Source organism: Mycolicibacterium sp. MU0053 (genome assembly GCF_963378095.1).
GTDB classification, from domain to species: domain Bacteria; phylum Actinomycetota; class Actinomycetes; order Mycobacteriales; family Mycobacteriaceae; genus Mycobacterium; species Mycobacterium burgundiense.
In genome coordinates this window covers 4,900,209-4,918,778 of the sequence record NZ_OY726397.1, presented here as the reverse complement: position 1 = coordinate 4,918,778, position 18,570 = coordinate 4,900,209, and the positions used below count along the sequence as shown (strand labels likewise).

Here is an 18,570-nt window from a genome sequence, read left to right as displayed (position 1 = left end):
TCCCTCAAGGAGCAGCATGGAGCAGCTATTCGACGACCTCGACGACTTCGGGTCCTTCGACGACGCGATATCCGGTGACGTCCGCGACCCGTACACCGAACTGGCCCGGTTGCGCCACGAGCAGCCCGTACAACGGTTGGAAACCTCCGGTGCGCTGCCGCACGAGGAGTCGTTGCCGATGTTCATCGTGTACCGCTACGAGGAAGTGCAGCAGATGCTGCGCGACAACCAGACTTTCTCGTCGGCCAGCGTGATCGCGGCGTTCGGACCGGTGCTGGGTGAGCGGGTCATGCTCGGCATGGACGAACCGGTGCACGGCCGGCTACGCGCCCTGGTGCAGAAGGCGTTCACGCAGAAGGCGTTGGCGCGCTGGGAGGACGAGTTGGTTGGCAGGGTGGCCAACGACCTGATCGACAAGTTCGCACCGAACGGCAAGGCCGACCTCGTCAAGGAGTTCACCTTCGACTACCCCAGCCAGATCATCGCGGGCCTGCTGGGACTGCCCGAAGCGGACTACCCGCAGTTCCAACGGTGGTCGATCTCCCTGCTGAGCTGGCTGATGAACCCCGAACGTGGCCTGGCGGCGTCGGCGGCGTTGTGTGAGTACTTCGCGCCGATCCTCGAGGCGCGCCGCGCCGAGCCCCGCGAGGATCTCATCAGCGCATTGGCGGCCGCCGAAATCGACGGGGAGAAGCTGGCCGACGAGGAGATCTTCTCGTTTTTGCGGCTGCTGCTGCCCGCCGGCGTGGAAACCACGTACCGGGCGTTGGGCAGCCTGCTGCTGGCGCTGCTGTCGGAGCCGGCCCAGCTGGACGCCGTCCGCGCGGATCGGTCGCTGCTGCCCCAGGCCATCGAGGAGGGCGTGCGGTGGGAAGCACCCCTGCTGACCATCACTCGCGTGGCCACGCGCGACACGGAACTGGCGGGAGTGCAGATCCCGGCCGGCGCGACGGTGATGCCGATGTTGGGATCGGCCAACCGGCAGGAGGACCGGTACCCCAACCCGAACGCATTCGACATCTTCCGCACTCCGAAGGGCAACCTCGGCTGGGGGCACGGGGTACACGTCTGTCTGGGTATGCACCTCGCGCGCCTCGAGATGCGCGCTGCGATCAACCTGCTGCTCGACCGGTTGCCGAACCTCCGACTGGATCCCGACGCGGACGACCCGCACATCCGTGGCCAGGTGTTCCGATCACCCACCGCGGTCCCGGTCCTGTTCGACTCGCAGTAGGACGTGGAGCTCGTCCTAGCGTCCAGCCGCGAACCAGGTGCGGCTATCGTGTCCTGAGGTGCCGATTCTCGGCCGCCGAAGTCGGGCGCTGCCGCCAGACTCACCGGCACGCCGTCCAAGGAGCTGTTACGTGACCCTTAACACCGTTGCGCTCGAACTCGTGCCGCCGAACGCCGAGCTCGGCCGCGACCGCGCGATCGAAGAGGCACACAAGGTGCGGGAGGCGGCCTCGGCGACCGGGCTGGAGGGCCGGATCGGGCACGTAATGATGCCCAGCATGATCGAGGAGGACGGCGACCGCCCCATCGAGATGAAGCCCAAGATGGACGTCCTGGACTACTGGCAGACCATCAGGCCGGAACTGCCCGGGGTCAGCGGGTTGTGCACCCAGGTCACCGCGTTCATGGATGAGCCGACGTTGCGCCGGCGCGTGCTGGACCTGCGCGGAGCCGGCATCGAGGGGATCGCCTTCGTCGGCGTCCCGCGCACCATGAACGACGGGGAAGGCTCGGGTGTCGCCCCCACCGACGCGTTGTCGATCTTCGAGGCCGAGGTGCCGAACCGCGGCGCGATCCTGATTCCGACCCGCGACGGGGAACACGGCCGGTTCAACTTCAAGTGCGACCGCGGCATCACCTACGGGCTGACGCAGCTGCTGTATTCCGACGCGATCGTGGACTTCCTGGCCCGATTCGCCGCCGAGACCGACCACCGCCCCGAGATCCTGCTGTCGTTCGGGTTCGTGCCGCAGGTCGAGACCAGAGTCGGTCTGATCAACTGGCTGATCCAGGACCCCGGTAACGCCGCGGTCGCCGAGGAACAGGCCTTTGTCAAAACGCTGGCCGCGGCCGAACCGGCCCAGCGCCGCCGGCAGATGCTCGACCTCTACCAGCGGGTCATCGACGGGGTTGCCGACCTCGGCTTCCCGCTGAGCATCCACCTGGAAGCCACCTACGGGGTGAACAAGGCCGCCTTCGACACCTTCGCGGAGCTGCTGGCCTACTGGTCCCCGCCTATCCTCGACTGAGTGTCTGAGCCTTCGTCGCGCGAGGCGGTGCGTGATCTGCGCTCCCGCCTGGCTGGACTGACGCTGCGCGACGCCGCCCGGCTGGGGCGACGGGTGAAGAATCTGCGGGATCCGGCGCCGGACGTGCTGCACAAAATCGACACCCAGATCGCGGCGGGCGAGCGGCTGGTGGCCGTGCGGCGCGCCGCCGTGCCCGAGGTCACCTACCCGGACCTGCCGGTCAGCGCCAGCCGCGGCGAGCTGGCCGCTGCCATCAACGCCCACCAGGTCGTCGTGGTGGCCGGCGCGACCGGCTCGGGCAAGACCACGCAGCTGCCCAAACTGTGTCTGGAGTTGGGCCGCGGGATCCTCGGCACCATCGGTCACACCCAGCCTCGTCGGTTGGCGGCCCGCACCGTGGCTCAGCGCATCGCCGACGAGCTGGGCACCCCGTTGGGTGAGACCGTCGGCTACACCGTCCGGTTCACCGACCAGGCCAGCGACCGGACCCTGATCAAACTGATGACCGACGGCATCCTGTTGGCCGAGATCCAACGGGACCGCAGGCTGCTGCGATACGACACGCTGATCCTCGACGAGGCGCACGAGCGCAGCCTCAATGTGGATTTCCTGCTGGGCTATCTGCGCGAGTTACTACCGCGCCGACCCGACCTGAAGGTGATCGTGACTTCCGCGACGATCGAACCCGAACGGTTCGCGGAGCACTTTCGGGGGGCGCCGATCGTGGAGGTGTCCGGCCGGACGTACCCCGTGGAGATCAGGTATCGCCCACTGGAAATGGTGACGACGTCAGACGACGACGATTCCGACCCCGACGACCCCGACCGCGAGATCATCCGCACCGAAACCCGCGACCAGACCGAGGCGATCCTCGACGCGGTCGCGGAGTTGGCCGCCGAACCGCCCGGTGACGTGTTGGTGTTCCTGTCCGGCGAGCGTGAGATCCGGGACACGGCAGAGGCTTTGCGGGCCGCCCACACCGGCGGCCGCGAGCTGGAGGTGCTACCGCTGTACGCCCGGCTGCCCACCGCCGAGCAGCAGCGGGTGTTCGCGCCGCGGCCCGACAGTAACCTGAGCCGTCGAATCGTGTTGGCCACCAACGTGGCCGAGACATCCCTGACAGTCCCCGGGATCCGTTACGTCGTCGATCCCGGCACCGCCCGGATCTCCCGCTACAGCCGGCGCACCAAGGTGCAGCGCCTGCCGATCGAGCCCATCTCACAGGCCTCGGCCGATCAGCGCGCGGGCCGCTCCGGGCGCACCGCCCCCGGCGTCTGCATCCGGCTGTACTCGGAAACGGACTTCGAGACGCGGCCGCGCTACACCGACCCGGAGATCCTGCGCACCAACCTTTCCGCGGTGATCCTGCAGATGGCCGCCTTGGGACTGGGCGACATCGATCGCTTCCCGTTCCTCGATCCACCGGACAGCCGCAGCATCCGCGACGGCGTGCAATTGCTGCAGGAACTGGGCGCCTTCGACGCCGCGGGGGCGATCACCGCCCTCGGCCGACGGCTGGCGCAGCTGCCGGTCGACCCCAGGATCGGCCGGATGATCCTGGCCGCCGCCGACCAGGGTTGCGTGCGGGAGGTACTGGTGCTCGCGGCCGCGCTGTCGATCCCGGACCCGCGGGAGCGGCCCACCGACCGCGAGGACGCGGCCCGGCAAAAGCACGCCCGGTTCGCCGATGAACACTCCGACTTCGTGTCCTATCTGAACCTGTGGAACTACCTCAGCGAACAGCGAAAGGCACGCTCCGGCAGTGCGTTCCGACGCATGTGCCGCGAGGAGTTCCTGCATTACCTGCGCATCCGGGAATGGCAGGACCTGGTCGGGCAGCTGCGCAGTATCGCCGCCGGCCTGGGCATCCGGGCCGACGAGAGCGCCGATGAGCCGACGGATCCGGACCGGGTCCACGCGGCGTTGGCGGCGGGCCTGCTCTCACACATCGGGCTGCGCGAAGGCGACACCCGGGAGTACCAGGGAGCGCGGAACTCGCGCTTCGTGCTCGCGCCCGGATCGGTGTTGACCAAGCGGCCGCCGCGCTGGCTGGTGGTCGCCGAACTGGTGGAAACCAGCCGACTCTACGGCCGGATCGCGGCGCGAATCGAACCGGAAGCCATCGAGGCCATCGCCGGTGATCTGGTGAAACGCTCCTACAGCGAACCACATTGGAGCTCCAAACACGGCACCGCGATGGCCTATGAGCGGGTGACGCTGTACGGCCTGCCGCTGGTGGTGCGGCGTCGGGTGAACTACGCCCAGATCGACCCGGAACTGGCGCGCGAACTCTTCATCCGGCACGCCCTGGTGGACCGCGAGTGGGACACCCGGCATCACTTCTTCCGCGATAACAACGCGTTGCTCGACGAACTCGCCGACATGGAGGAACGGGCGCGGCGGCGCGATCTGGTGGTCACCGACGACGAGATCTACGCGCTGTACGACGCCCGGATTCCGGCCGACATCGTCTCCGCCCGCCATTTCGACGCCTGGTGGCGAAAGCAGCGGCAGCGTGCCCCGCAGTTGCTCACCTTCACCCGCGAGCAGTTGCTGCGCAGCGATGACAAAGCCGAGCACCCCGATGTCTGGCGGGCCGACGATGTGGCCTTACCGCTGACCTACCGGTTCGAACCGGGCGCCGACGACGACGGGGTCACGGTGCATGTGCCCGTCGAAGTGTTGGCACGGTTGGGCGGTGACACTTTCGCCTGGCAGGTCCCGGCGTTGCGGGAAGAGTTGATCACCGCTTTGATCCGTTCGCTGCCAAAGGACCTGCGCCGCAACTTCGTCCCGGCGCCGGACACCGCCCGGGCCGTGCTGCCGGAACTGGACGCCGAAACCGAGCCGCTGCTGGACGCGTTGCAGCGGGCGTTGCGCCGGCGTACCGGAGTGGTGGTGCCGGTGTCCGCCTTCGACCTGGACAAGGTTCCGGCGCACCTGCGTGTCAACTTCGCCGTCGAGAACGTCGACGGCTCAGAGGTGGCGCGCGGCAAGGACATCGACGCGCTGCGGGAGAGCCTGGCCGGGACCACTCGCGCCGCGGTTGCCGAGGCGGTCGCGGCGGGGGTGGAACGCGCCGGGCTGCGCGCATGGCCCGACGACCTGGCGACGCTGCCGCAAACCGTGGAGTCGGTGCGCGCCGGCAACCCGGTGCGCGGCTATCCGGCGCTGGTGGACGCGGGCCAGACGGTGGACGTGCGGGTGTTCCCGACACCGGAGAAACAGCGCACGGCGATGCGCAACGGCACTCGGCGGCTGCTGCGACTCGCGGTGCCCGTCCCGGTCAAAGCCATCGAGCGCGGCCTGGATCCCCGCGTCAGACTGGTGCTCGGTAACAATCCGGACGGTTCGTTGGCCGCGTTGATCGAGGATTGCGCCGACGCCGCCACTGACGCCCTGATGCCCGAGCCGGCATGGACCGCTGCGGAGTTCGCCACCCTGCGGGCCAGGGTTGCCGCCGAGTTGGGGCCCCGAACCCGCGACATCCTCACCAAAGTAGAGCGGGTGCTGGCGGCCTATCACGCTGTGCAGGTGGCGCTCCCGGACCGTCCCGGGGCGGCCGAGGCCGAGGCGATCGCGGACATCCGCGAGCAGCTCGCGGATCTGTTGCCGACCGGATTCGTCAGCGCCACCGGAGCAGCGCACCTGGCTGATCTGGCCCGCTATCTCACCGCGATCGGTCGCCGCCTGGAGCGGTTGCCGCAGGCCCCGGCCGCCGACCGGGACCGGATGCTGCGCGTACATGCGGTCCAGGACGCCTATCATGAGCTACTGCAGTCGATTTCGTCAGCACGGACGGCCGCACCGGAGGTTCGGGAGATCGCCAGACAGATCGAGGAACTGCGGGTCAGCCTGTGGGCGCAACAACTGGGCACCCCGCGGCCGGTCAGCGAACAGCGGATCTACCGGGCCATCGACGCCGTGCTGGGGTGACCGGTCAACCCTTGAAGTACACGAGCTGGTGCGTGGTCGCCAGCAGGTTTCCCGACCGCGACCAGAGTTCGGCGGACTGATCGAAGTAACCGGCCGTAAACCGGTTGCCGCGTGCGGTGGCCAGCACGAAATCACCGCCCAAGTCGGCCAGTTCGCCGGCCCCGGCGTGGAAGTAGACGGTGATGGTGACCGTTCCGGCGGGCCCGGGACCGCCCTGTCGCAGGAAGGTCCGCGGATAGAAGATGTCGCACAACGCGGTCACGCCGGCGTGGTCGATGCCTCGGCCCCGACGATCCCGTACCCAGAGCGTGGTCGTCGACGACGGGCTGGATCCGGCACCGGGGCCCGGCATCGCACCCTCGACGAACCGCATGTCGTACTGCCCCACCCAGATCACGGCGCCGTCCGGGGCCTCCGCGGTGGGCACGTCTTCCGCGGCCGGGGCCGTCGGCGCGCTCAGTTCGGTGTCAGACCAGGTGGCCCGCGGTATCCCGAAGACCGCGGTCGCGGTCGTGCGCGGTGCACCGTCCTGGGACAGTTCGATCTGCCAATGCTGATTGGTGCGGTTGGTGCGTACCGCACGCGCGGCGATGGTGAACTCGCCGTCGGCGATCGGGGCGAGGTAGTTGACCGTCAGGGCCCGCGGTTCGCCCTGTCGCTCGGGATGCTCCTCGACCGCCCGGAGCAGGGTGGCCGCGGTGATGCCGCCGAACGGGCCGACCATGTTGGCCCACGCGGGGTGGGTATGTCCGCGCAGCATTCCGTCGGCGGCGGGCTTCAGGATCAGCGCTTCGTCGAAAGGGTGCGGTGCCGGCATGGACCGAATGGTACACGCCCGGTCTGTGCGGTCAGTCCTCGGGCGGGGTGAAGAAGTACTCGCGCCAGGCCGTGATCTTGTCGCCCACTACTTCATAGGCGCCCATGACCGGCCAGCTCTTCTGCTTGCCCTCGACGATCCAGTGATCGAAACGCTCCATCAGCACGACGTTGCCGGTGACGGCCAGGTGGCGGATCTCGAGGTCCACACACTTTCCACGGGCGAAGAACGCCTTCATGATCTGCTGGATCGCCTCGCGTCCGGAAAGCTCCGGATACTCGGGCCCGATGAAAAAGGTGGCGTCGTCAGCGAAGTGGCTCATGACTTCGTCGACGTCATTGCGGCCCCATGCGGCGATCTCGGCGCGCACTACTTCCTCGGCGGTCATCATTACCCCTTGTCCCAGTTATGAATTCGAAAATCAAGTTAGCACGACGGTGGGTATCCCGGAATCGCTTGCACTGGCGAATCCCGGTTCTACACACCAGATGTCACGACACGGTCAGCGGCAGGCAGTCCCACCCCCGAACCGTAGACGTCGGGGACATCTCCGCGGCGTCGAGATCGACATCCCATTCCGGGAACCGAATGAGCATCTCCTCCAACGCGATGCGACCCTCGAGGCGCGTTAGTGCCGCCCCCAGACAGAAGTGGGCGCCGATGCCGAAGGTGAGCAGCGAGGGAATCTTGCGATGGATATCGAAGCGGTCGGGGTCGTCGTACACCCGGTCGTCGCGGTTGGCCGCGCCGGCCACGAAAAGTATTGCGCTGCCCGCCGGAACGGTCTGACCGTGGAACTCGGCATCCGCGGCGACGTATCGGCCGATATGCGGGGCGGGCGGTTCGTAGCGCAGGATCTCCTCGACGGCGTTGGGAATCAACGCCGGGTCCTCGACGAGTTGGCGTCGTTGATCGGGATGCTCGGCAAGTACCTTGGCCATCCAACTGATCAAGCGCGTGGTGGTTTCGTTGCCGGCGCCGGCAACGACCTGTACGTAGGCCAGGATCTCCGCACGGGTCAGGCGCCGTTGCGTGCCGGTCTCGTCGACGAATTCGAGGTGCAGGAGTTCGCTCATGATGTCGTCGGACGGGTTGTCCACCCGCCAGTCGAGGTACTCGGCGAACACGCCACCGCGCACCAGGCTGTTCTCCTTGAACTTCATGGCCTTTCCGGGTTTTACCCGCAGATTGGCATCGCTGCGGTCCCGGATGTGTTCCTGGTCCTCTTCCGGGATGCCGAGCAGCATTCCGATCACCCGCATCGGCATCTGGGCGGCGAACTCGGAGATGATGTCGAACCGATCCAGGCCCACCAGCGGGTCCAGGCAGGCCGCCGTGAACTCCCGGATCTTGGGCTCCAGTGAGGCGACCGTCTTGGGGGTGAACATCTTCGACACCAGTTTGCGATGGATGGCATGCGTCGGCGCATCCTCGTAGATCACGAGGCCGGGCGGCATCTCGATACCCGACTTGATCAGTTCGAGGATGTTGCCGCGGCCGGACTTGAACGTGTTGCGGTCGGCCAATCCCTTGGCGACGTCGTCGTACCGGCTGACGGCGTAGAAGTCGTGGCGCTCGTTGTAGTACAGCGGCGCCTCGTCCCGGAGCCTGCGGAACGTCGGGTAGGGATCGCGGTTGATGTCGAGGTCATAGGGGTCGTAGCTGACGCCACTGGTGGGCGCCATCTGGTCGGTGGGCACTGGGCTGTTCCCTTCGATGGGTCCGGCAAGACCGGGTTGTGCTGTCTCAGTAGCGTTCTGACTCAAAGCTCAGGCCCCCATTCCGCCGTCTACGGCAATCGCCTGACCGGTCAGGAAGCCGGGGGCATCAGCGCACAGCCACAGCGCGATGTCGGCGATCTCGCCGGCTTCGGCGAGACGGCCGATAGGTGCTGCGGTGAGCAGGTTCTCGATCACCTCGGGGGACATCGATTCGCGGAACATCGGGGTGTCGACGGTGCCGGGGCAGATCGCGTTCACGCGCAGGCCCTGGCTCGCGTACTCGCGGGCGGCGACCCTGGTGAGGCCGACGACGCCGTGCTTGGCGGCGGTGTATGCCGACACGGTGGGGGCCGCCCGCAGACCCGCGACCGAGGCGCAGTTGACGATGGCGCCGCCGCCGGCCTCGATGATCGCCGGGATCTGATACCGCATGCACGACCACGTCCCGGTGAGGTCGACGGCGATCACGCGATTCCAGTTCGCCATGGTGGAATCGGCGGTCAGCTTGCCGTGTTCGCCGTCCACGCCGGCGGAATTGAACGCCGCATCGAGGCGGCCGTACACCGCGACCGTGTGCGCGACGGCCTCGGCCACGCCGGCGTCGTCGGTCACGTCACAGTGCACGAAAGTACAGGTACCCCAGGCGCTGAGTTCGGCCTCGACCTTGGCGCCGGCCTCATCGTCGACATCGGCAAGCGCCACGGCGTACCCGCGCCGGACGAATGCCTCGGCGGCGGCGCGGCCGATGCCGGATGCCGCACCGGTGATGAAGGCGACCTTCTGCGGTTCTACGGGTGCCACTGTTGCTCATCTCTGTGGTAAGTCACGACGGTCCTACCGGTGCCAGCAGGTTGTCCAGTTCGGTATGCGGTCGCTCGGAATGGTTGCCGCCCGGCCGGTTCAGGACCGGGACGCCGTCGCGGATCACGGCCCGCAAGGCCTGACGCGGGCGGGCCAGCAGCGATAGGTCCTCGGTGGGATCGCCGTCGAGGATGATCAGATCCGCCAGTGCGCCGGGTTCGATCACGCCGACCCGGGCGGGCGGGTCCACCAGGAACTGGCCGGCGTTGTGGGTGCCCCAACTGAGCACGTCCTGCGGTGTCAGGCCGTCGATCTGGCCGTAGTAGGCGAACTCGCGGCCATAGTTGCCGACCTGGTGGTCCAGGGGGTCGTCCTCGATGAGGTCGCGGAACACACCGCTGTAGTCATCGCCGATCAGGATGCGAACCCCGGCGGCCTGCGCGGCCGGGAGCACGGTGCGGACGTGCTCGTACTGTTCCGGTCGCACGCCCATGCTGTCGCCGTAGCCGAGTTCGAGAACGCACCTGAGGAAGATCAGGCTTGGCACCCAGAAGGTCCCGGCCTCGACCATCGCCGCGATGACCTCGTCGTCGATCTCGTCGCCGTGGTCGACGACATCGAGACCGAGTTCGATGCACTCCATGATCATCGCCTTGTCGGCGACGTGCGCGCGCACCTTGGCGCCGCGCTCGTGGGCGGTCTCGATGATCGAGGCGATCTCGGAGCGGGACATGTTGCGCGTGGTCCGATGGGGTTGCCCGTGACCGGCACTGGCAAAGATCTTGATGGTCTCGGCGCCGCGGTTGATCTCCTGGCGGACCAACGTGCGCAACGCATCCGGGCCGTCGGCGCAGATGTCGGTGCCCGGGGTCTGGTAGGCCTTCCACCAGCGTCCGCCGTTGTTCATGTCACCGGTGGTGCCGATGTGGTGCCCGCAGGCGCGAATGCGCGGGCCCGGGATGATGTCCTCTTCGATCGCCATCTTGAGTTGGGCGTCGATGTCGTTGGAGCACGATGCCCCGGCATAGCCGGTGAACCCGCTCTCCAGCAGCACCCGGCAGGTACGGACGCCGATCGCCATCAGGACACCGGGCGGCCGTTCCTTGCCCAGTCGGTCGCTGTCGGCGATGTTGAACTTGAAGAAGTCCGAATGCAGATGACTGGTGATCAGGCCCGGCATCAGCGTCATACCGCTGGCGTCGATGACCGTCGACTCGGCCGGGACCGGCCCGTCGATCGCCGTTATCGTGTTCGCCTCGACCGTGACGGTGTGCCTGCCCGGCAGCAGTTTTCGGCCGTCGAAGACCTTGGCCTCGGTGATTGCCAACATTTGTTGCCCTCCGAACTATGTTGCGGCCCGGCCCCGCCGGCTCAGCCGCCAGTCCGGGGGGAATTGCCCGTCGTTGTCGCGGACCGTGTCGGTGAGCCGGCCCAGGGTCGCCTCGTCGAGTTCCATGGAGTTGGTGCGCGGGTCCGGCTGCAACTGATCGAGGGTGGACTCGAGCAGACCCGCGACGATGCTGCCCATGTACTCACCCTGATGCTGCTTGTAGATCTCGAAGAACGTCTTCTGCGCGAACACGGTGTCGGTGGGCCGGCTGCGCGAACAGGCCAGTGCGTACTTCGCCGTCATGGCTTCGAGTTCGTCGAAGGGCACCACCGCGTTGACGAAATTGCAGTCGTGCATCTCCTTTGCGGTGAACGGCCGCCCGGTGAACACCATCTCCATGAACTTGCGGGCGCCCATTGTGTTGCACCACTGCCATTGCCGCGCAGCGAATCCCGCGTATCGCCAGGCCGCATGCCCGAACAGGGCGTCCTCCGAGGAGATTACGATGTCGGCGTCGGCGGCCTGATAGAAGTGCCAGCCGTAGCAGTAGCCGCGGACCTCCAGGATGCTGATCTTCTTGAAGTCCTGCAGGCTGCGCATCCCGGCGCTCGGGTCGGTGTAGTACTGCACCGTGGTCGCGCGGCGACGGTAGGTGCCCTCCGGCGGGTACACCACATCGGCGTCCTCGGGCACCCGCACGGCGTGGTTCATGGTGCCCTCGCCACGGCCGGCCATGGTGTCCAGCAGTTCCGCAAGGTCCGCGCCACTGCCCAGGTTGGGCCCGTTCGCCCGGATCACCAGAACTTTCACATCGTCATCGATGCTCGCGTAGTGGATGAGGTCGGCGTAGCGGTGCTGCGCATCGATGGTCATCGCGTTGAGTTCGTCGGCACGATCCAAGGTGATCGTGGCGATCTTGGTCTCCGGGTCCTTCTCGTACAGCACGATCTCTTCGGCCGACGGACTGGCCTTGGACTCCGGCGTGCGTTCTGCTTGGTCTGTCATGTGCTGCGTCTCCTGTCGGTTTTCGTCACCACGGCGAAGTCGGTCATCGATTTCAGCCGGTTGCCGAATGTGCGTGATCCGGGCGCGCGTGCGCCTCGAGGTGTGCTGCGACCATGTCGGTCAAGTCGGAGAGCCGCACCTTCCCGGTGGGCGTCCTCGGGATGTCATCGTGGGTGATGAAGACGATGCGACGGGGGACCTTGTAGCCGGACAGGGTCTCGCGCAGCGCCGCCTGGAGTTCGGCCTCGCCTGCGTCGCTGCCCTCGGCGCGGACCACCGCGGCGACGACGAGTTCGCCGAGTTCGGGATCGGGGACGCCGGCGACCACGGACAGCTCCACCTGCGGCAGGGCGTTGAGCGCCGCCTCGACCTCGAGCCGAGAAACGTTGGCGGAGTTGGTCTTGATCATGTCGCTGATCCGGCCGACGAAGAATGCGTAACCGTCGGCGTCGATCCGGACGAGATCCTTGGTCGGGAAGAACCCGTCCGCGGTGAAGACCTCGTTGCGGGGGACCTTGTAGAAGCCGGTCATCAGCGCGCCGCCACGCAGGTGCAACTCACCGACCTCGCCGGGGGCCACTTCCTGTCCGGTCTCGGGATCGACGACCCGACGCTCGATCCCGTTGACGGCGCGCCCGGCCGCGCCGGCCTTGGACTCCGGTAGTCGCGTGGTCACCGACTCCGCGCTGTGCGGCGCGAAGCTCTCCGACATTCCGAGCATCCGGGTCTGGAGGGGCCGGGGGATGGGCGCACCGGTCTCGTCCCGGGTCGGCCCTGTCGTGATCTTGATCTCGTCGAGGTCGATGCCGCGGTCCTTGGCGGTCGCCTGCAGCTTGGTCAGCATGTGCCAGATGACGATGTTGGTGATGCGATGACGTTCGATGGTGTCCAGGACCGTGTCGACGTCCGGGCTGGTGGGGTACACCAAAGTGCTTCCGGTGCTGAGTACTTGCAGCGCCGCCGAGATGCCACCCATCCAGAACGCCGGCAGCAGGGACAACGTGCGGTCACTGCGTTGCACGTCGAAGTAGGTGGCCAGGACGGGCGGCTGGCGGGCCACCGCCCACTGTCCGTGCACCACGGCCTTCGGGGTGGCGGTGCTCCCCGAGGTGTACACCACGAAGGCGTCGTCGCCGTCGACCACCTCGCGTTCGACGGCGGTGAGCAACGCGGCATCCGGGGCCGTCGGACCCGCGGCGTGCAGATGCAGATCCTCGACCGACCCGGCCCACGGCAGTCCGGTCGGATCGTCGAACCACACCGACCGCAGATAGGGTGCGGCCGGCAGCCGCAGAGCACCGCGCGCGGCTTGACGAAGACCTGGCAGCGCAGCTTCGAGATTGGTCCCGTAATCGCGAGAACCGAAGCGTCGCACGCCGATCAGGATCTGTGCATCACTGGTGCGGACGATGTGCGCCAGTTCGCTCGGCGTCGTCAACGTGCTGATCGGGGTGACCAGTGCGCCGATGCGCAGCGCGGCATAGAAGGTCGTGAGCAGCGCCACGCTGTCCGGCGCCAGCACGGCGATCCGGGTGCCCTTGCCGGCGCCGATCGCCAACAGCGCGCGCGCCAGGAGGCTCGTGCGTTGATCGAGATCCCGGTAGCTGAGCGCGTCGGCGCCGACCAGGAGTGCATCGTGGTCGGCGCGCTCGGCGACGATCCGGGCGAGCAATTGCGGAAACGTCGACGGTGGTTCGGTGCCGGTCATCGGTGGGACCGTTGGTCTCGTGGACGTGGGCGGTCCATGTCAGAACCTGGTGATGGGATCGACGCCGTCCCAGGATTCGGCGGCGGCCCGCATGGCGGCGAACCCCTTCGCGCGCACCGGACTCGGCTCGAGCAACTCGATCATGAAGCCGAGCGTGGGGGTGGTGTCGACCCAGCAGGTGCGGCTGTTGCCCACCCGGCCCTCGAAGGCAAGCTCGGCGCCGCCCCGGAGGTAGGCGTCGCGCTCGGACTCGTAGTCGGTGCAGACCAACGCCATGTGGTGCAAACCCGATTGCCCGCGGTCGAACATGTCCCGGAACACCCCCGGGTCGTCGTTGTCCTGGCAGACGAGTTCCACCTGCAGATCACCGGCGTAGGCGATCGCCGCGGTCACCCCCGGGAAGGCGGCGGGGACACCGCGGTGTCGTCCGTCGACGCAGTCCACACCGTCGAACCAGAAGAAGGGACCCACCCCGGCGGTGCGAGACCAGTTTTCAATGGCGGCTCGAAGGTCGGGCACAACCCAGCAGACCTGCATGAAATTCTGGTTGACAAGCGGTGCGGCGATGGTCACGAAGGCGTCCTTAGGGGTCGGGTCAGGCGGTGCGCAGGCGGTGCCCCGCTCAGCCGATCACGGGGAACCGCTCATCGTTCAGCGCCTGCCACGGCACCATCTCGGTGGTGTCGAAGTTCGGGCATGGCGAGCCGTTCCAGCAGACGTCGGCCGGCTGGACCACCAGCAGGTAACCCCACCGGGGGCGGTCCATCATGTTGGCGCCGGCGCCGTGAATGGTCAGGTGCGTGTGCACGGTGATGTCGCCCAGTTCGTAGTCCATCTGGTCGCTCATCTCGAGATCGCGCAGTTCCGGGAAGGCGCCCAGGGCGTCACCGCCGCCGTAGGTGGTGTAGTCACCCATGACGCCGAGGCGATGGGACCCGCTCACGAACGACATGGTTCCGGCTTGCGGTCCGTACGGCTCGAGCGGGATCCAGAACGTCATGCCGCCGGTGCGGTCGACGGCAAAGGTGATGTAGTCCTGGTGGAAGGCCGTCGCGCCGTTGCCGCCGTGCCGAGAAGACTTGGTAGACGGCAGCTTCGGGACGAAGAAATCCGAGTAGTACCGGGTTCCGACGGACGTCCCGTCGTTGCTCCGACGTCCCAGCAACAGCGTTGCGCTCTTGCCGATCTCGTCGATGAGCGGCCGTAGCACCGGGCTGCCCAGGCCGCCGCTGCGCTCGGCGTTGAAGTAGGCCAGCGCACCCTTGGCCTCGCCCTCGGCGGCGGGGGACATGCCGGCCTTCAACGGATTACTGTCGGCGTCCTCGCCCATCTTCTCCTGGGCCAGCTCGAGCATCCGGGCCAGGACGTCGGGATCCACGAAACGCTTGAGCTTCACCCAGCCATGCTCGTGGAGATGTGCGACCTCATCCGCGGTGACCAAGCGGCACGGCGACTTCAGGCCGGTGGTGTCATCCATGTTGGGTAGTCATCTCCTCGTAGGCAACGGAATTGGCGGGTGATGGGTGAGCGGCGGGGCTGCCTCAGATGAAGATGCCCGGCCCGGTCCGGAACGCGTAGAGACCGACGACGGCGTCTTCGGGCAGCGTGTAGGGGGTCGCGACCTCGCCGACGGTGGGGCCGATGCGCTCGGCGACCTTGGTGAGTTTCTCGCGGTCGAGGCCGTACAGATCGAGGGCCGTCTCGCCGAGGAACTTCTGCGTGTACTTCGGGTCGATGTCGGAGAACGTGAACCGCATGGCCTCGCGGGTGTCGGGGAAGGTTCCCTCAGCGTGCGGGTAGTCGTCACCCCACATGACGTTGTCGACGAGGTCGTTCTCCACGGACAGCTTGGCCTCCGCGTTGGACATGAAACTCGCTCCGATGTAACAGTTCCGGCGGAAGTACTCCGACGGCGGCTTGGGCAGCTTCGCGCGGATGGCGGCGCCGGTGGGGCCGTGGTACAGCCCGTCCATGTCGGCCATGGCCGCGGGCGCCCAGTCCACCCACTGCTCGGTGAGTACCAGCTTGAGGTTCGGATAACGCTCGAAGACTCCGCTGAAGATCATCACCCACAGGCCGCGGCGGGTGCGGAACGGCGTCTCCATCATGTACATCATCTGCGCGCCCTGCCCCTCGTAGGGGTAGTGTTCGCCGCCGCCGCCGTGCGTGTTGACCGACAGGCCGGTCTCGTTGCAGGCTGCCCAAAGAGGTTCCCACGCAGGGTCATTGAGCATCGGGAAGTCGCCGCGCGGGGCCGGGAGGTTGATGCCCTTCAGGCCGGCCTCGGCCGCCCACTCGACCTCCTTCGCACAGGCGTCGAGGTCGGAGATCGGGATGTGCGCGATGCCCGCATGCCGTTCCGGGGCCAGGGACACGAAGTCCGCCAACCAGCGGTTGTAGATGCGGACCCCGACCTTCTCCAGATAGTCGTAGGCGGTGTCGCCCCAGCTGATCAGGCCCGTGGTCGAGAACGGGATCGACTGGCCGTTGAGCCCGCCGTGAAAGATGACGTCGGCGGCCACACCCTGTTCGTCCATGTCGGCGATCCGCGCGTCATGGTCCTGCAGTCCGGGGGCCAGGCTGTGCTCGTAGCTGCGTTGCAGGAACCGGGCTCCGACCTGGTCGGCGTTGCGGATGCCCGCCTGCTTGCCGAACTTCTCCGCCTCGGCTTGTCCCAGCTTCTCGGCCCGAGCCTTGCCCTTCTCGGCCTGGGACTTGCCCAGCGACCAGCTTTGCTTGTCACCGGATTTCGCTTCCGAGGACCGCCAGGACAACAGTCCCTGGCTCTCCATCTCGGCGACAAAACGGTCGAAGTCGTCGAGGTGTTTGGCGTCGCAGTACGGGCGCAGCTGGTCCTTGACCGACGGACCGACGTGGCTGTCGATCGACACCGTGACGTAGCGCTGGTCGGCCTGAACGGCTCCGGCGGTTTCCGACTGATCTAGCGACATGTCTTCCCCTCGTGCTGGCGAAATGTGAGCCCGATGAGGCGCGGCGGCTCGGCGCTCTGGGCGGTTCGTTGGGGAAATGCTAGACGACCGGAGCCCCTTTTTGCAACGGTGTTGTACTTTTGCCCCGATGTGGCAATCAATGGGGGCCGATCGGCCCGCCCAAGGCATTGACTAGGGTTTTCGCTATGAAATCGCGGGTTCAGGAGCGGACGAGTCGACAGGTCCTGGACGCCGCGCGGGCCTTTATCGAGACGCACGGCCTCGAGCAACTGTCGATGCGGCGGTTGGCCACCGAGGCGGGCGTCAGCGTTCGCACGCTCTACAACCACTTCGGCGACAAGGACGGGCTGCTCACCGCACTGGTCCAACGGTCGCTGGACTCGATCGATGTCGCGGTCCACCACCTCTCGGCGACCGACCCGATCGAACGGATCTGGGAGGCCATCGCCGTCTCGATCGACAAGACCGCGGCCGAGGTGCCCAAGGCCGTGGTCCGTGCCGTCGTCATGGACGATCGCCTGGTCGACGTGGTGAATGTGCGCTGGACGGGCTGGGATCTGATCGTCTCGGAGATCGGCGCCGCGACCAAGGCGGGCGCGCTGCGGGACGATATTGCGCCGGAACTGCTGGCCGAGCATGCCGCCATGGTGTTGTTCCACCTGCAGCGGCGATGGACCGCCGGCGAACTCGACGACGCCGGATTGCGCGCGGGCGCGTTGCATGCCTTCGACATCTGCCTGTTGGCCGTCGCGCAGCCGCGAACCCGGACGCGGATTCTCGAGCACGCGCAGTCGCTCAGCGGACAGCGACCACGGCTTACCGAGGGTTGAACGCGCTGTTCAAACGCGTTCGGGCAGTGCTACTTTGCCCGCAGCGGACTGAAGATGTCGTCGGTTGACGGGACCTGGGCGCGGTCGATGCTGAGCACGGTGTCGATGTTGTCGGCGATGCTTTCCGCGGTCAGCGCGGCCTCGCGCAAACCCTTCGTCGCGATGAAGGCCATCCGGGCGACGCCGCCCATTCCGACCTGAAGCACCTCGCCGTTGAGCCGGCAGTCCTGATGCGCCAAGTAGGCGACCGCCGGGGCGCACAACTCGGGCGGCATGCTGGCGTTGACCTGCTGAATCTTGTCTTCGGACATCCCGTACAGGTGCGAGAGGCTGTCGCAATGATCGGCCGATAACCGCGTGTAGGCCCGGGGCGCAACGGCATTGACCCGGATGCCCGCGGGCAGGCCCTCGGTGGCGAGGTTTCGGGTCAGCCCGTAGACGGCACCCTTGGCCGAGGCGTAGCTGGTCAGCCCCGAAACGCCGCCGAGCATGGCCTCGGAGACGGTGTTGACAATGCGGCCGTATCCGGCGGAGACGAAATGGGGCCAGGCGGCCCGGATCACGTACAGCGCCCCGTAAAAGTGCACGTCAAGCATGGCTCGGAACTGTTCGATCGACAGCTCATCGAAGTTCGCGGGGTCGTGGATGCCCGCGTTGTTCACCACGATGTCCAGCCGTCCGAAGGCCTCGATCGCCGTCTCGACGATCGACGTCGCCGAAACCTCTTCGGCCACCGAGGCGCAACACGCGACGGCGTCGCCGCCGAGGTCTTTGATCTCCTGCACCACCTGGTCGGCGGGGGCCGAGGACGTCCCGTTGCCCGCGGGGTCGACACCGTAGTCGGCGACGACGACCCGGGCGCCCTTTTGGGCCAGCAATAGCGCGTGACCACGCCCGATCCCACGGCCGGCGCCGGTCACGATGGCTACCCGGCCATCAAAGCGCAACTCAGACATGACTTTTCCCTCCGCTGTGAATCGAACTGGTCCGCGACACTACTCCCTCGATTGCCCACCGCGCGCCCCGGCGCACGCAATCGGCTCGATCGGTGAGCGACGTGCCGGCCGGAAACGCCTGTACTACTGGATGTTTCGTCGACAGCGCGGTAACCGCACCGATGTTTTGCGCGCGCGCCGGCGCTACCGGGCTGTCGGCGCCAAATTTGCGAGCAAGCCTTGACCAGGGGACAACGCGTCTGCTAAGCAGGTGC

Annotated in this window: 15 protein-coding genes; 4 read left to right on the top strand and 11 right to left on the bottom strand. The window is 67.1% G+C overall.

The window, feature by feature from the left end; translation table 11 throughout:
- The first annotated feature begins 16 nt into the window (after nt 1–16).
- The 3 genes from RCP80_RS23375 (at nt 17) to hrpA (ending at nt 6,197) form a co-directional block, all read left to right on the top strand.
- The gene (locus RCP80_RS23375; protein ID WP_308479945.1) at nt 17–1,234 is read left to right on the top strand and encodes a cytochrome P450; all 1,218 of its coding nucleotides are present in this window, start codon (nt 17–19) and stop codon (nt 1,232–1,234) included.
- 130 nt (nt 1,235–1,364) lie between these two features.
- On the top strand, nt 1,365–2,261 hold the full coding sequence (locus RCP80_RS23370; protein ID WP_308479944.1) for a mycobacterial-type methylenetetrahydrofolate reductase: 897 nt from the start codon (nt 1,365–1,367) through the stop codon (nt 2,259–2,261).
- A complete protein-coding gene (gene hrpA, locus RCP80_RS23365) occupies nt 2,262–6,197 on the top strand; it encodes an ATP-dependent RNA helicase HrpA (protein ID WP_308479943.1) in 3,936 nt (1,311 codons plus the stop codon).
- 4 nt (nt 6,198–6,201) lie between these two features.
- Here hrpA and RCP80_RS23360 read toward each other — a convergent pair whose 3' ends face one another.
- From RCP80_RS23360 to RCP80_RS23315, 10 genes are all read right to left on the bottom strand, one after another.
- Nucleotides 6,202–7,014 carry an acyl-CoA thioesterase gene (locus tag RCP80_RS23360; protein WP_308479942.1) on the bottom strand — a complete coding sequence of 271 codons (813 nt, stop codon included), beginning with the start codon at nt 7,012–7,014 and terminating at the stop codon, nt 6,202–6,204.
- Nucleotides 7,015–7,045: 31 nt separating this feature from the next.
- Complete coding sequence (locus RCP80_RS23355; RefSeq protein ID WP_308479941.1) at nt 7,046–7,402, bottom strand: limonene-1,2-epoxide hydrolase family protein; 357 nt, start codon at nt 7,400–7,402, stop codon at nt 7,046–7,048.
- Nucleotides 7,403–7,505: 103 nt separating this feature from the next.
- Nucleotides 7,506–8,699 (bottom strand): cytochrome P450, encoded by a 1,194-nt coding sequence (locus RCP80_RS23350; protein WP_308482997.1) that lies wholly within the window; start codon nt 8,697–8,699, stop codon nt 7,506–7,508.
- A gap of 84 nt (nt 8,700–8,783) precedes the next feature.
- The gene (locus RCP80_RS23345; protein WP_308479940.1) at nt 8,784–9,536 is read right to left on the bottom strand and encodes an SDR family oxidoreductase; all 753 of its coding nucleotides are present in this window, start codon (nt 9,534–9,536) and stop codon (nt 8,784–8,786) included.
- A gap of 22 nt (nt 9,537–9,558) precedes the next feature.
- Nucleotides 9,559–10,866 carry an amidohydrolase family protein gene (locus RCP80_RS23340; RefSeq protein ID WP_308479939.1) on the bottom strand — a complete coding sequence of 436 codons (1,308 nt, stop codon included), beginning with the start codon at nt 10,864–10,866 and terminating at the stop codon, nt 9,559–9,561.
- A gap of 15 nt (nt 10,867–10,881) precedes the next feature.
- A complete protein-coding gene (locus RCP80_RS23335; protein ID WP_308479938.1) occupies nt 10,882–11,871 on the bottom strand; it encodes an enoyl-CoA hydratase/isomerase family protein in 990 nt (329 codons plus the stop codon).
- Between the two features lie 52 nt (nt 11,872–11,923).
- Entirely contained in the window at nt 11,924–13,579 is a 1,656-nt protein-coding gene (locus RCP80_RS23330; protein WP_308479937.1) for a class I adenylate-forming enzyme family protein, read from the bottom strand.
- Nucleotides 13,580–13,618: 39 nt separating this feature from the next.
- Complete coding sequence (locus RCP80_RS23325; protein WP_308479936.1) at nt 13,619–14,152, bottom strand: VOC family protein; 534 nt, start codon at nt 14,150–14,152, stop codon at nt 13,619–13,621.
- 49 nt (nt 14,153–14,201) lie between these two features.
- Complete coding sequence (locus RCP80_RS23320; RefSeq protein WP_308479935.1) at nt 14,202–15,056, bottom strand: phytanoyl-CoA dioxygenase family protein; 855 nt, start codon at nt 15,054–15,056, stop codon at nt 14,202–14,204.
- A gap of 64 nt (nt 15,057–15,120) precedes the next feature.
- Nucleotides 15,121–16,530 (bottom strand): amidohydrolase family protein, encoded by a 1,410-nt coding sequence (locus tag RCP80_RS23315; RefSeq protein ID WP_308479934.1) that lies wholly within the window; start codon nt 16,528–16,530, stop codon nt 15,121–15,123.
- Between the two features lie 185 nt (nt 16,531–16,715).
- Here RCP80_RS23315 and RCP80_RS23310 point away from each other — a divergent pair, with 185 nt between their 5' ends.
- Complete coding sequence (locus RCP80_RS23310) at nt 16,716–17,360, top strand: TetR/AcrR family transcriptional regulator (protein ID WP_308479933.1); 645 nt, start codon at nt 16,716–16,718, stop codon at nt 17,358–17,360.
- Nucleotides 17,361–17,389: 29 nt separating this feature from the next.
- Here RCP80_RS23310 and RCP80_RS23305 read toward each other — a convergent pair whose 3' ends face one another.
- Nucleotides 17,390–18,316: an SDR family NAD(P)-dependent oxidoreductase gene (locus RCP80_RS23305; protein ID WP_308479932.1), complete on the bottom strand. Its 927-nt coding sequence runs from the start codon at nt 18,314–18,316 to the stop codon at nt 17,390–17,392.
- Between the last annotated feature and the right edge of the window lie 254 nt (nt 18,317–18,570).

Coding starts and splice junctions, on each gene's coding strand:
- RCP80_RS23340 (WP_308479939.1), bottom strand. CDS start 10,866: ATGTTGGCAATCACCGAGGCCAAGGTCTTCGACGGCCGAAAACTGCTG.
- RCP80_RS23335 (WP_308479938.1), bottom strand. CDS start 11,871: ATGACAGACCAAGCAGAACGCACGCCGGAGTCCAAGGCCAGTCCGTCG.
- RCP80_RS23305 (WP_308479932.1), bottom strand. CDS start 18,316: ATGTCTGAGTTGCGCTTTGATGGCCGGGTAGCCATCGTGACCGGCGCC.
- RCP80_RS23330 (WP_308479937.1), bottom strand. CDS start 13,579: ATGACCGGCACCGAACCACCGTCGACGTTTCCGCAATTGCTCGCCCGG.
- RCP80_RS23355 (WP_308479941.1), bottom strand. CDS start 7,402: ATGACCGCCGAGGAAGTAGTGCGCGCCGAGATCGCCGCATGGGGCCGC.
- RCP80_RS23375 (WP_308479945.1), top strand. CDS start 17: ATGGAGCAGCTATTCGACGACCTCGACGACTTCGGGTCCTTCGACGAC.
- RCP80_RS23320 (WP_308479935.1), bottom strand. CDS start 15,056: ATGGATGACACCACCGGCCTGAAGTCGCCGTGCCGCTTGGTCACCGCG.
- RCP80_RS23315 (WP_308479934.1), bottom strand. CDS start 16,530: ATGTCGCTAGATCAGTCGGAAACCGCCGGAGCCGTTCAGGCCGACCAG.
- RCP80_RS23360 (WP_308479942.1), bottom strand. CDS start 7,014: ATGCCGGCACCGCACCCTTTCGACGAAGCGCTGATCCTGAAGCCCGCC.
- RCP80_RS23350 (WP_308482997.1), bottom strand. CDS start 8,699: ATGGCGCCCACCAGTGGCGTCAGCTACGACCCCTATGACCTCGACATC.
- RCP80_RS23310 (WP_308479933.1), top strand. CDS start 16,716: ATGAAATCGCGGGTTCAGGAGCGGACGAGTCGACAGGTCCTGGACGCC.